This is a genomic window from Pseudomonas sp. S2_H10 (assembly GCF_054668285.1).
The window spans coordinates 5,215,293-5,227,242 of the sequence record NZ_CP162754.1 but is presented as its reverse complement, the minus strand read 5'-3'; the positions used below and the strand labels follow the sequence as shown (position 1 = coordinate 5,227,242).

Genomic DNA, 11,950 nt, shown 5'->3' with positions numbered 1-11,950 from the left:
AATGAGCAAGCTGGCGGAAAAGGTCCAACAGGATTTGGTTGAGGCCATCAATAACGATGACCTGGTTCTGCCAACATTGCCGGAAGTGGCCCTGCAAATTCGCAAGGCCGCGGAAAACCCGGAAGTCAGCGTCAGTACCCTGAGCAAAGTGATCGGTCGTGATACCGCGCTGTCGGCGCGTCTGATCAAAGTGGTCAACAGCCCGCTGTTGCGCGCGACTCAGGAAGTGACCGACCTGCATACCGCGATCACGCGCCTGGGCATCAACTACAGCTGCAACCTGGCGATCGGCCTGGTGATGGAGCAGATTTTCCACGCCCGCTCCGACGTGGTGGAACAGAAGATGCGCGAAGTCTGGCGCAAAAGCCTGGAAATCGCCGGCGTCAGCTATGCCCTGTGCCGCAATCACACCCGGCTCAAGCCCGACCAGGCAGCCCTTGGCGGGCTGGTGCATCAGATCGGCGTGCTGCCGATCCTGACCTACGCCGAAGATCACTATGAGCTGCTGTCCGACCCGGTCAGCCTCAACCATGTGATCGACCAGATTCATCCGCTGATCGGCGAAAAATTGCTCAGGGTCTGGGAGTTTCCCGACATGCTGGTGCAAGTGCCGCGGGTCTGTCTGAACTTCAACCGCCAGACGACGCAGGTCGATTATGCCGATCTGGTGCAAGTGGCCAGCCTGTATTGCTACAAGGACACCGACCACCCGATCGGCCGGATCGACCCCTTGAGCGTACCCGCCTTCAGGGCTTTGGGGATCGACCTGGACGACGAGGCGATGTGCGCCGACCTCGAAGAAACACGCACGATGTTTTACTGATCATTGTGGCAAGAGGGCAAGCCCCCTCGCCACAATGGGAATATTCAATCCCCCGCCACAAAACTCACCCGCACCTTCAACCCCGCGTGCTCACCATCATGCAGGCTGATCTGTGCCAGATGCGCGCGGCAGATTTCACCGACAATCGCCAACCCCAACCCGGAACCGGCCACTTGCTGATTGCGTCGGTAAAAGCGCTCGAACACCCGATCGCGTTCCTCAAGTGGAATACCAGGGCCATCATCTTCGACTTCCAGCACGGCGGGCGCCGCGACGCGCAAAATCACGTTGCCGCCCGGTGGCGTGTGAGCCAGGGCGTTATCCACCAGATTGCTCAACAGCTCGTTCAACAGCGTCGGCTCGCCCCGCAACCAGACAGGTTCATCGGCTTCCAGCGCCAGCGCGATCCCGCGTTTATGGGCCAGTGGTGCCATGGCCATGCCCAGCTCCCGCGCCAACTGACTCAGGTCGAGTAATTGCGCGCCGCCCTCGGCTATCGCCCGGGCACCGTTTTCGACCCGCGCCAGGGACAGCAACTGATTGGCCAGATGGGTCAAGCGATCGGTGCCCTGGGCGGCGGTCTCCAGTGTGCTGCGCCAGGTCTCGGGCTCGGCAGAACGCATGCCCAGTTCCAGTCGCGCCTTGAGCGCCGCCAGTGGCGTGCGCAACTCGTGGGCGGCATCGGCGATGAACTGCGCCTGTTTCTCGAACTGGCCACGCAAACGTTCGGTAAAGTGATTCAGTGCGCGCACCAGCGGCCACAACTCGCGCTGCACTTCCACCAACGGCAAGGGGCGCAGATCGTCCGGCTGGCGCTCCTCCACCGCCGTGCGCAAGCGCTCCAGCGGGCGCAATGCGGCGCTCACCGCAAACCACACCAGCATCAACGCACCGATGGCCAGCATGCCCAGGCGCAGCAAGGTGTCGGCCGCCAGGCTGCGGGCCATGCTGACCCGCGCTTCATCGGTTTCCGCCACGCGAATTTCCGCCATACCGTTCATGTTCGGTTCGCTCACCGGCTTGAGCAGGCTCACCACGCGCACGTTCTGCCCGCGGTACTGCGCGTTGTAGAAACGCGCCAGCGCCGGATAGTCATCGGTGCGCGGCGTTCCCGGCGGCGGCGCGGGCAGGTTTTCGTACCCGGAAATCAGCTTCTGATTGATGTCGTTGACCAGGTAGAAAATCCGCCCGGCACTGTCGTAGGCAAAGGTATCGAGGGCCACGTAGGGCACGTCGGCACTCAAGGTGCCGTCACGCTGGGAAACGCCGGCGGCGATGGTCCGCGCCGAGGCCAGCAAGGTCCGGTCATAGGCCGTATCGGCAGCTTCGCGGCCGTTCCAGTAGGCGCTCAAACCACTGGCCAGCATCAACACCACCAACAGCAGCGCCAGGTTCCACAGCAACCGCCAGCGCAGGCTGCTGGGCTTATGCATCGCGGCTTTCCAGCAAGTAACCGAGGCCACGGAAGGTCACGATGGCGACCGGCTGGCCATCGAGCTTCTTGCGCAGGCGGTGCACGTAGATCTCGATGGCATCGGGGCTGGCCTCTTCATCGAGACCGAACACTTGCGACGCCAGTTGCTCCTTGCTCATCACCCGACCGGGACGTGCGATCAGGGCTTCGAGTACCGCTTGCTCGCGGGAAGTCAGGGTCAGCAATTCTTCACCAAGGGTGAAGCGCCGGGTTTCCAGGTCATAGGCCAGCACACCGCAACGCTGGATGCGTTCACCGCCCAGCACACTGCGGCGTAGCAAGGCTTTGACCCGCGCTTCGAGCTCGGTCAGTTCGAACGGCTTGGCCAGGTAATCGTCGGCGCCGAGGTTCAGGCCGTGAACCCGATCCTTGACGTCGCTGCGCGCGGTCAGCATCAACACCGGCAGGTTCTTGCCCCGCGCCCGCAGGCGCGCCAGCACTTCGAAACCATCCATGCGCGGCAAGCCGACGTCGAGGATCGCCATGGCGTAGTCCTCGCTGCCCAGCGCCAGGTCGGCGGCCACGCCATCGTGCAACACGTCCACGGTCAAACCGGTGCTCTTGAGTGCCTGGGCAACACTTTCGGCGAGTTGCAGATGGTCTTCGACGAGCAGGACACGCATGGATCTTTACCTCGTTCAGGGATGGCCGACGCCATTCTTTGGCGCGGAGTTTACAGCCGCAATCGCCGCTGTGAAGCCCGAAAAACCGTGAAAGCCCGCTGAAAGGTTAGCGAAAGGTTGGGACGTTAGAGTCGGCCCACGGATGGTTTCGACTGCCGACCATCGAATCGTAGTTTGAAAACGTGCCTTGACATGTAACTACCGAAAAACGCCTCGAAGCGTTTTCGCCAATAAGAACAATAAACGAGGTATCGCACCATGCTGTCCATACAGCTTCAGGCTTGCCCGCCCCGCCCTTTCTCTCGCTCCCCGATGTTTACGCTTGCCAGCGCCGAAGCCGGCTGCTCGTCGTTCAGTCCGTACGGATTCGAACGCGCCAGCACCGTGCGAAATCGTCGCACCTGAATCATCCCGAAAAACAAAAACTCCAATGGAGACAAAAATGAGCCGTTCAATGCGCCGTTTCGCCCTCGCCGCCAGCTGTGTGCTGTTCGCCGGCCAACTCATGGCCGAGCCAAAACGCCCGGAATGCATCGCCCCGGCCTCGCCCGGCGGTGGTTTCGACCTGACCTGCAAACTGGCGCAAAGCGCGCTGGTCAACGAAAAGCTGCTGACCAAACCGATGCGCGTGACCTACATGCCCGGCGGCGTCGGCGCGGTGGCGTACAACGCGGTGGTCGCCCAGCGTCCGGCCGATGCCGGTACGTTGGTGGCCTGGTCCAGTGGTTCGCTGCTGAACCTGGCCCAGGGCAAGTTCGGCCGTTTCGATGAAACCAACGTGCGCTGGCTCGCTGCCGTCGGCACCAGCTACGGCGCCATCGCCGTGAAGAGCGATTCGCCCTACAAGACCCTCGACGACCTCGTTCAGGCGCTGAAGAAAGATCCGAGCAAAGTGGTGATCGGTTCCGGCGGTACCGTCGGCAGCCAGGACTGGATGCAGACCGCGCTGATCGCCAAGGCCGCCGGGATCAACCCGCGTGACCTGCGCTACGTGGCCCTAGAAGGTGGCGGCGAGATCGCCACCGCCCTGCTCGGCGGTCATATCCAGGTCGGCAGCACCGACATCTCCGACTCCATGCCGCACATCCAGAGCGGCGACATGCGCCTGCTGGCGGTGTTCTCCGACAAGCGCCTGGACGAGCCGGAAATGAAGGACATTCCGACCGCTCGCGAACAAGGCTATGACATCGTCTGGCCGGTGGTGCGCGGCTTCTACCTCGGGCCGAAAGTCAGCGATGAAGACTACGCCTGGTGGAAAGACTCCTTCGACAAACTGTTGGCCTCGCCCGAGTTCGCCAAGCTGCGCGATCAGCGTGAACTGTTCCCGTTCGCCATGACCGGCCCGGAACTGGATACCTACGTGAAGAAGCAGGTTGCGGACTACAAAGTGCTGGCCAAAGAGTTCGGCCTGATCCAGTGATCGTCTCTGTCTAGCGGCCGCGACTCCGTTTGGCGGAGTCGCGGCACAGGAGTTCCTCATGCTCTTACAACGCATTTTTGCTTCGGTGCTGTTGCTGGTCTGTCTCGGCCTGGCACTGATGGCGTGGCCGTATCAAGCGGCTTTTTCCTACGAACCGGTGGGGCCTCGGGCCTTTCCATTGCTGATGCTCGGCCTGATGGGTTCGGCCCTGCTGTACATGGTGTTTCGCCCCGCGCCAATCAAACACAGCGATGACGAGCCGCCACTGGACCGCGAAACCCTGACCAAAATCGGCATCTGCGTCGCACTGTTGCTGGTGTTCGCCGGCACTTTCGAGCCTCTGGGCTTCATCGTCGCCAGCATCCTGATCGGCGTGCCCATGGCGCGTCTGTATGGCGGTCGCTGGGTACCCAGCATCGTGATCATCAGCCTGATGGCCGTCGGCCTCTACCTGCTGTTCGACAAGTTGATGGACGTGCCGCTGCCACTTGGCGTGCTCGACGTTCTGGAGAACTGATATGGATACTCTTGGCTATTTGGGTCAGGGTTTCGGCGTCGCGCTGAGCCCGTACAACCTGGTGACCGCGTTGTGCGGCACCCTGATCGGCACCGTGGTCGGCCTGTTGCCGGGCCTGGGCCCGATCAACGGCGTGGCACTGTTGATCCCGATCGCATTCGCCCTCGGCCTGCCACCGGAGTCGGCACTGATCCTGCTGGCGGCGGTGTACCTGGGTTGCGAATACGGCGGCCGGATCAGCTCGATCCTGCTGAACATTCCGGGCGAAGCGTCCACCGTGATGACCACCCTCGACGGTTACCCGATGGCCCGCAAAGGCCTGGCCGGTGTAGCGCTGTCGCTGTCGGCATGGAGCTCGTTCATCGGTGCCTTCATCGCCACTTGCGGCATGGTGCTGTTCGCCCCGCTGCTGGCGAAATGGGCGATTGCCTTCGGCCCGGCGGAATATTTCGTACTGATGGTCTTTGCGATTGTCTGCCTCGGCGGCATGGCCGGTGATCGTCCGCTGAAGACGTTCATCGCGGCACTGATCGGCCTGTTCCTGTCGACCGTCGGCATCGACGCCAACAGCGGTGTGTATCGCTTCACCGGGGACAACATCCACCTGACTGACGGCATCCAGTTCGTCGTGCTGGTGCTGGGCCTGTTCTCCATCAGCGAAATCCTCCTGCTGCTGGAAAAAACCCACCACGGCCAGGAAGCGGTGAAAGCCACCGGCCGCATGATGTTCAACTTCAAGGAAGCGGCCTCGGTGTTCGTGGTGAACATCCGTTGCGGCGTACTGGGTTTCATCATGGGCGTGTTGCCGGGTGCCGGTGCGACCCTGGCCAGTGCGGTGGCCTACATGACCGAAAAACGCATGGCGGGTGCCAAGGGTACTTTCGGCCAGGGCGACATGCGCGGCCTCGCGGCGCCGGAAACCGCCATCGGTGGCGCGGCCTGCGGTGCGCTGGTGCCAATGCTGACCCTCGGCGTTCCAGGTTCGGGTACCACGGCGGTGATGATTGGCGCCCTGTCGCTGTACAACATCACCCCGGGGCCACTGCTGTTCCAACAGCAACCGGACATCGTCTGGGGCCTGATCGCTTCGTTGTTCATCGCCAACGTGATGCTGGTGATCCTCAACATCCCGATGATCCGCATCTTTACCCGTATCCTCGCCGTGCCGAACTGGGCGCTGGTGCCGGTGATCGCGATCATTACCGGGATTGGTGTCTACGCGGTGCACGCGACAACGTTCGACCTGTTCCTGATGATCGGCATCGGCATCTTCGGTTATATCCTGCGCAAGCTGGACTTCCCGCTGTCACCGGTATTGCTGGGCTTCATCCTGGGAGGATTGATGGAACAAAACCTGCGCCGCGCTCTGTCGATTTCCAACGGTGCGCTGGAAATCCTCTGGTCGAGCCCGATCACCTTCGGTTGCTGGGTCCTGACGGCGATCATGCTGCTGATGCCGCTGATCCGCATCTGGCGCAAACGTTCGGCCGCGCAACGCGCTATCGCCGATGTCTGATCGGGTCCCCTTCAAAAACTGGTGGGGAACTCCGCTGGTCGGCCTGCTGGGCGGTTACCTCGCCAGCCAGGTCGGCTGGCCTTTGCCATGGATGGTCGGCTCGTTGCTGGCGATCATCCTCGTGCGTTGCCTGACACCCTGGCAACTGGCCGAAATCCCTGGCGGCCGCAAGTGCGGCCAGTGGATCGTCGGCATCGGTATCGGCCTGCATTTCACGCCAGTGGTGATGGAGCAGGTGCTGAGTCATTTCGGCCTGATCTTCTTCGGTGCGTTGGTCACCAGCCTGTCGGCGGTGGTCGGCGTGTGGCTGATGCGCCGCACCGGTGAAGATCGCGCCACCGCTTTTTTCTCCAGCATGCCGGGCGGTTCCGGGGAGATGGTCAACCTCGGCGCGCGTAATGGCGCGGTGCTCAGCCGTGTCGCGGCGGGACAGAGTTTGCGGGTGTTGGTGGTGGTGCTCTGCGTGCCGGCGGCCTTCAAGTATCTGCTGGGTGACGGCGCGCCGATTTCCCACGCGGGCAGCATCGATTGGCGCTGGCTGGCGGTGCTGTTTCCTGCTGGCGCATTGGCCGCCTGGATCTGGGAACGCCTGCGTCAACCCAACCCCTGGCTGTTCGGCCCGCTGCTGGTCAGTGCGGCAGTCAGCATCGGCTGGGACCTGCACATCGGCTTGCCCAATGGTGGCAGCCAGATCGGCCAATGGTTGATCGGCAGCGGTCTGGGCTGTCACTTCAATCGGCAGTTTTTCCGGCGTGCGCCATCGTTCATGGGGCGCACCCTGATCGGTACGGTGCTGACCATGTTGATCGCCACGGCGGCGGCATTGGGCTTGAGTGCGCTGACCCATCTGGACCTGCGTTCACTGACATTGGGCATGATGCCCGGCGGGATTGCCGAGATGAGCCTGACAGCGGAGACCCTGCAATTGTCGGTGCCGCTGGTGACGGCGATGCAGGTGATGCGACTGTTGTTCGTGTTGTTTCTGGCGGAGCCGTTGTTCAAGTACTGGAACCGGAATCCGGATTCAGTCTGAAAAAACCGCTTTGCGCCCATCGCGGGCAAGCCCGCTCCCACAGGGTTCTGAGTTGCACACAAAATGTGTGTACGACACCAGTCACTGTGGGAGCGGGCTTGCCCGCGATGGGCGTGACTCGGTCCACTCGCTCAAACCGGCGGCAACCGCCACTCGATCGGCGTCTCGCCATTCTGTTCCAGAAACTTGTTGGTCCGGCCGAAGTGCCCGCATCCGAGGAAGCCGCGATAGGCCGACAGCGGTGACGGGTGCACCGAGGTCAACACCAGATGTTTGGTGGCATCGATCAGCTTCTGCTTGCTCTGCGCATGGGCGCCCCACAGCATGAACACCAGGTGCGGCTGCTGCTGGCTGACCACTTCAATGACCCGATCGGTGAAAAACTGCCAGCCCTTGTCCTTGTGTGCATTGGCGTTGGCGCGCTCGACGGTCATGGTGGTGTTGAGCATCAGCACGCCCTGATCGGCCCAGCTCTGCAGGTAGCCATGGTTGGGAATGTCGATGTTCAGGTCGCGCTTGAGCTCTTTGTAGATGTTCACCAGCGAAGGTGGCGCCGGCACGCCGGGTTGCACCGAGAAGCACAAGCCATGGGCCTGGCCCGGGCCGTGATAAGGATCCTGGCCGAGGATCACCACTTTGACCTTGTCCAGCGGCGTGGAATTGAGCGCGTTGAAGATCATCGGCCCCGGCGGATAGATCTCCTTGCCGGCCGCCCGTTCCTGTTGCAGAAAGTTTCGCAACTCTGTCATGTAGGGCTGGTCGAATTCGGCACGCAAGGCCTCCTTCCAGCTCGGTTCGAGTTTGATACGGTCGTCAGCAGTCATGGTTACATCCGGCAAAAACAATGGGGCGAACCCTAGGAAAGCGCATCACGCTTGTCAATTGATCTGACGCAGATCCGGCACTTTCCCACACAGCGATCATACTTAACCTTCAAATTTCCGATCGAGGTCACGATGAATCTGCACTTCGAAGAGCTCACCGGCACCGACGGCGCACGCATCGGTGTCGCCAGCCTGGATGCCGAAAAAACCCTGAACGCCCTGTCCCTGCCGATGATCAACGCCCTGCGCGACCGCATGGACGCCTGGGCCAAGGACCCGCAAATCGTCTGCGTCCTGTTGCGCGGCAACGGCGCCAAGGCCTTTTGCGCCGGCGGCGAAGTGCGCAGCCTGGTGGAAGCCTGTCGCGACCATCCGGGTGAAGTGCCGCCCCTGGCTGCACAGTTTTTCGCGGCGGAATATCGCCTGGACTTCAAACTGCACACCTACCCCAAACCGTTGATCTGTTGGGGGCACGGTTATGTGCTTGGCGGTGGCATGGGCTTGTTGCAAGGCGCGGGCATCCGCATCGTCACGCCGAGCAGCCGGTTGGCCATGCCCGAGATCAGCATCGGCCTGTACCCGGACGTTGGCGCCAGTTGGTTCCTGTCGCGCCTGCCGGGCAAGCTCGGGTTGTTCCTGGGCCTGACCGGCGCGCACATGAACGGCCGCGATGCCATCGACCTGGACCTGGCCGATCGTTTTCTGCTCGATGAGCAGCAGCCGGATTTGATCGAAGGCCTGTTGCAATTGAACTGGCAGGAACAGACACCGATGCAGCTCAACAGCCTGCTCAAGGCCTTGCAGCAGGAAGCCGTGGCGCAGATGCCCGAAGCCCAGTGGCTGCCACGTCGTCGGCAGATCGACGAGCTGCTGGATGTCAGCGATGTGCGTTGCGCCTGGAAGGCCATCAGTGCCCTGCGCGATCACAGCGATCCGTTGCTCGGCCGCGCGGCCAGGACCATGAGTGAAGGCGCGCCGCTGACCGCTCGTCTGGTATGGGAACAGATCATTCGGGCGCGGCACCTGTCGCTGTCCGAAGTCTTCCAGATGGAATACACCCTGAGCCTCAATTGCTGTCGTCATCCGGAGTTCAGCGAAGGCGTGCGTGCCCGTTTGATCGACAAGGATCAGAAGCCGCACTGGCACTGGCCGGACATCAACAACGTACCGGATGCGGTGGTAGAGGCGCATTTCCACAAGGCTTGGGAAGGTCGGCATCCGCTGGCGGATTTGTCCGGGTACTAAACAGACAGGGGGAACGAGCAGCCTCGTTCCCCCTGGATTTGCATGTTGACTGAATGATCAGCGGTGATTGCCCCGTCCGTTGTGATCACCGCGATTGCCACGATTACCGCGTCCGTCCTGACCGCGAGAGTCGTTGTTCCAGCCTCCGCGGTTACGGCCGTCCCAGCCATGGTTCTGATACGCGCGGTAGTCGCCCCGCGACGGCTGATAATGACGAGGGGCCGACTGGTAATAGCGCGGGGACGGTTGATAGATCCTCGGCTGCGAGTAATAGCGCGGAGTCGGCTGGTAATACCGCGCTGGCGGTGCGTAATACCGAGGCGGCGGCGTGTAGTAGCCACCACCATTGGAATAATAGGAACTGCCCCCTGCGTAATACGAGGGCGCCGGCGAGGTATAGACCTCGGAACTGTAGTAACTGCCTCCTTCATCGTAATAAGGCACGCATCCACCCAGTGACAAGCTCAATACAGCAAGCAGAAGAATTCGCCGCAGGTTTTTTTGACAGAGCATGGCGGCCTCCTGGACCGCGGGTGAGCCACACCAGCGACGCTGGCAGGCGACAGTCAAATATTCGGTGACTGTCGAAAGATCAGACATCGAATTCGGAATCTGGTGCGTCCACGAAACAAGTAGAAACATCTACCCGATGAAAGGTTTTTCATCTATTCGAACGCTGATCAACGGTGACCACCGTGATGCCCACCGCCGTGACCGCCGCTGTGACCGCCGCCGTGACCGCCGTAATACCCGTGGCCACGGTAGTAACCATGCCCACCGTAGTAATAGGAACGATAACCACCGTAATAACGTGGGCCGTAGTAACCGTAGTAATAAGGTGAGTAGTAACCGGGGTAGTAATAAGATCCCCCGTAGACGTCGGCAGGACCGTCGTAGTAGTAGCAGCCAGACAACCCGAAACCGAGCACTGCACCCAACAACAATCGACGTAACATGGCGGCCTCCGTAAAGACCAGTGACAGCAGTCGGCACAGACCGGCTGACATCTGTTTTGACTGGTAAACCTGCACCAAGTGCTATGCCGCGCCCACCTTCGGATCAGTGGCGAATACGTTCCAATGCGGTGCACCTGCGCACCATCACAAGGCAGCCTGCCCTCCTGATCAATCCCGCTGACCACCCAGTTGCCCACGCTAGAGCGCTCGGACCAACTTGGCACGCCTCTCGCTTTAACAAAACCGTGCAGGAGTCATCACAGGTTCGCGGCACCACAATTTGAAAATGGCCGACTAGGGTTCCGGCTCGCTATCGCGAGTGGCTGGTCCGAGAGTTGGCGACCTCCAGTTGAGGTTACACGGCGGGACAAAAGCCCGGGAGACAAGCCACCGCTAGCGGTGCCGCTGCCTTCCTGTCCGTCCCTGATCAACTGGAGAACCACCATGTCCCAGCTTCGTTTACCCGCCCTGCTAGCCGCTGCTTTCGCAGCCCTCGTAAGCGTCTCGTCCCAGGCCGCCCAGAAAGACCACTTCAGCGTGTGCTGGACCATTTACGCCGGCTGGATGCCGTGGGAATATGCCGGCAGCCAGGGCATCGTCGACAAATGGGCGAAGAAGTACGGCATCAAGATCGATGTGGTGCAGCTCAATGACTATGTCGAATCGATCAATCAATACACCGCCGGCCAGTTCGATGGCTGCACCATGACCAACATGGACGCGCTGACCATCCCGGCCGCCGGCGGCGTCGACAGCACCGCGCTGATCGTCAGCGATTTCTCCAACGGCAACGACGGCATCGTGCTCAAGGGCGAAGGCAGGAAAGTTGCCGACCTCAAGGGCATGGACGTCAACCTGGTGGAGCTCTCGGTGTCCCATTACCTGCTGGCCCGGGCCCTGGATTCGGTGGACCTCACCGAGAAAGACCTGAAAGTGGTCAACACCTCCGACGCCGATATCTCGGCTGCCTTCAACACCGAACAGGTCAACGCCGTCACGACCTGGAACCCGATGCTCTCGGACATCAAGGCCAAGCCTGCGGTGACCGAGGTGTTCAACTCCAGCCAGATCCCCGGCGAGATCATGGACATGATGGTGGTCAACAGCGCCACCCTCAAAGACAACCCGGCCCTGGGCAAAGCGCTGACCGGCGCCTGGTTCGAAGTGGTCGAGTTGATGAACGCGAAAAACGCCGCCAGCCAAGCCGCACTCGAACACATGGCCAAGGCCTCTGGCACTGACCTGGCAGGTTTCCAGGCGCAACTGGACACCACCAAATTGTTCGCCTCCCCGAAAGAAGCCCTGGCGTTCAGTACCAGCAAGCAACTGCCGGAAACCATGCGCAAGGTCGCCGAATTCTCCTTCCAGCATGGCTTGCTGGGTGAAGGCGCCAAGGACACCAGCGCGGTCGGCATGGCCTTCGCCAATGGCGTGACCAACGGCGACAAGGGCAACCTCAAGCTGCGCTTCGACCCGAGCTACGTGCAGATGGCCGCCGACGCCAAGTTGTAAGAAGAGG

The 11,950-nt window shown here is 61.4% G+C and carries 12 protein-coding genes and 1 riboswitch; of the genes, 7 read left to right on the top strand and 5 right to left on the bottom strand.

What is annotated here, in order from left to right; all coding sequences use genetic code 11:
- Position 1 precedes the first annotated feature (1 nt).
- Entirely contained in the window at positions 2 to 823 is an 822-nt protein-coding gene (locus tag AB4O16_RS23450) for an HDOD domain-containing protein (protein ID WP_460155925.1), read from the top strand.
- Positions 824 to 867: 44 nt separating this feature from the next.
- On the opposite strand, the gene AB4O16_RS23445 is transcribed toward AB4O16_RS23450, so the two are convergent.
- Together AB4O16_RS23445 and AB4O16_RS23440 are read right to left on the bottom strand one after the other, a co-directional pair.
- Entirely contained in the window at positions 868 to 2,256 is a 1,389-nt protein-coding gene (locus tag AB4O16_RS23445; RefSeq protein ID WP_460155924.1) for a sensor histidine kinase N-terminal domain-containing protein, read from the bottom strand.
- A complete protein-coding gene (locus AB4O16_RS23440; protein ID WP_150717781.1) occupies positions 2,249 to 2,920 on the bottom strand; it encodes a response regulator in 672 nt (223 codons plus the stop codon). The genes AB4O16_RS23445 and AB4O16_RS23440 overlap by 8 nt, the downstream gene beginning before the upstream one ends.
- A gap of 442 nt (positions 2,921 to 3,362) precedes the next feature.
- Between AB4O16_RS23440 and AB4O16_RS23435 the strand changes: the two genes are divergently transcribed.
- Genes AB4O16_RS23435 through AB4O16_RS23420 form a run of 4 tightly spaced genes read left to right on the top strand, consistent with a single transcriptional unit; the run spans position 3,363 to position 7,406 of the window.
- Positions 3,363 to 4,340, top strand: a complete 978-nt coding sequence (locus AB4O16_RS23435; RefSeq protein WP_150727537.1) for a Bug family tripartite tricarboxylate transporter substrate binding protein — start codon at positions 3,363 to 3,365, stop codon at positions 4,338 to 4,340.
- Between the two features lie 58 nt (positions 4,341 to 4,398).
- Positions 4,399 to 4,857: a tripartite tricarboxylate transporter TctB family protein gene (locus AB4O16_RS23430; RefSeq protein WP_150757380.1), complete on the top strand. Its 459-nt coding sequence runs from the start codon at positions 4,399 to 4,401 to the stop codon at positions 4,855 to 4,857.
- Position 4,858: 1 nt separating this feature from the next.
- Positions 4,859 to 6,373: a tripartite tricarboxylate transporter permease gene (locus tag AB4O16_RS23425; protein WP_075947502.1), complete on the top strand. Its 1,515-nt coding sequence runs from the start codon at positions 4,859 to 4,861 to the stop codon at positions 6,371 to 6,373.
- Entirely contained in the window at positions 6,366 to 7,406 is a 1,041-nt protein-coding gene (locus tag AB4O16_RS23420) for an AbrB family transcriptional regulator (protein WP_160389131.1), read from the top strand. The genes AB4O16_RS23425 and AB4O16_RS23420 overlap by 8 nt, the downstream gene beginning before the upstream one ends.
- 131 nt (positions 7,407 to 7,537) lie before the next feature.
- On the opposite strand, the gene ung is transcribed toward AB4O16_RS23420, so the two are convergent.
- Positions 7,538 to 8,230, bottom strand: a complete 693-nt coding sequence (gene ung, locus AB4O16_RS23415) for a uracil-DNA glycosylase (protein WP_103394563.1) — start codon at positions 8,228 to 8,230, stop codon at positions 7,538 to 7,540.
- Between the two features lie 132 nt (positions 8,231 to 8,362).
- Here ung and AB4O16_RS23410 point away from each other — a divergent pair, with 132 nt between their 5' ends.
- Entirely contained in the window at positions 8,363 to 9,475 is a 1,113-nt protein-coding gene (locus AB4O16_RS23410) for an enoyl-CoA hydratase/isomerase family protein (RefSeq protein WP_160389130.1), read from the top strand.
- Between the two features lie 57 nt (positions 9,476 to 9,532).
- On the opposite strand, the gene AB4O16_RS23405 is transcribed toward AB4O16_RS23410, so the two are convergent.
- Entirely contained in the window at positions 9,533 to 9,988 is a 456-nt protein-coding gene (locus tag AB4O16_RS23405; protein ID WP_460155923.1) for a hypothetical protein, read from the bottom strand.
- A gap of 167 nt (positions 9,989 to 10,155) precedes the next feature.
- The gene (locus AB4O16_RS23400; RefSeq protein ID WP_460155922.1) at positions 10,156 to 10,431 is read right to left on the bottom strand and encodes a hypothetical protein; all 276 of its coding nucleotides are present in this window, start codon (positions 10,429 to 10,431) and stop codon (positions 10,156 to 10,158) included.
- Between the two features lie 283 nt (positions 10,432 to 10,714).
- Positions 10,715 to 10,815: riboswitch (guanidine-I (ykkC/yxkD leader) on the top strand.
- 60 nt (positions 10,816 to 10,875) lie between these two features.
- Here AB4O16_RS23400 and AB4O16_RS23395 point away from each other — a divergent pair.
- Positions 10,876 to 11,943, top strand: coding sequence for a putative urea ABC transporter substrate-binding protein (locus AB4O16_RS23395; RefSeq protein WP_460155921.1), 1,068 nt, complete (start codon positions 10,876 to 10,878; stop codon positions 11,941 to 11,943).
- Positions 11,944 to 11,950: the final 7 nt, after the last annotated feature.

Excerpts from the sequence above, each read along its gene's own strand:
- AB4O16_RS23405 (WP_460155923.1), bottom strand. The coding sequence starts at position 9,988 with ATGCTCTGTCAAAAAAACCTGCGGCGAATTCTTCTGCTTGCTGTATTG.
- AB4O16_RS23445 (WP_460155924.1), bottom strand. The coding sequence starts at position 2,256 with ATGCATAAGCCCAGCAGCCTGCGCTGGCGGTTGCTGTGGAACCTGGCG.
- AB4O16_RS23450 (WP_460155925.1), top strand. The coding sequence starts at position 2 with ATGAGCAAGCTGGCGGAAAAGGTCCAACAGGATTTGGTTGAGGCCATC.
- AB4O16_RS23425 (WP_075947502.1), top strand. The coding sequence starts at position 4,859 with ATGGATACTCTTGGCTATTTGGGTCAGGGTTTCGGCGTCGCGCTGAGC.
- AB4O16_RS23395 (WP_460155921.1), top strand. The coding sequence starts at position 10,876 with ATGTCCCAGCTTCGTTTACCCGCCCTGCTAGCCGCTGCTTTCGCAGCC.
- AB4O16_RS23410 (WP_160389130.1), top strand. The coding sequence starts at position 8,363 with ATGAATCTGCACTTCGAAGAGCTCACCGGCACCGACGGCGCACGCATC.
- AB4O16_RS23420 (WP_160389131.1), top strand. The coding sequence starts at position 6,366 with ATGTCTGATCGGGTCCCCTTCAAAAACTGGTGGGGAACTCCGCTGGTC.
- ung (WP_103394563.1), bottom strand. The coding sequence starts at position 8,230 with ATGACTGCTGACGACCGTATCAAACTCGAACCGAGCTGGAAGGAGGCC.
- AB4O16_RS23400 (WP_460155922.1), bottom strand. The coding sequence starts at position 10,431 with ATGTTACGTCGATTGTTGTTGGGTGCAGTGCTCGGTTTCGGGTTGTCT.
- AB4O16_RS23435 (WP_150727537.1), top strand. The coding sequence starts at position 3,363 with ATGAGCCGTTCAATGCGCCGTTTCGCCCTCGCCGCCAGCTGTGTGCTG.
- AB4O16_RS23430 (WP_150757380.1), top strand. The coding sequence starts at position 4,399 with ATGCTCTTACAACGCATTTTTGCTTCGGTGCTGTTGCTGGTCTGTCTC.
- AB4O16_RS23440 (WP_150717781.1), bottom strand. The coding sequence starts at position 2,920 with ATGCGTGTCCTGCTCGTCGAAGACCATCTGCAACTCGCCGAAAGTGTT.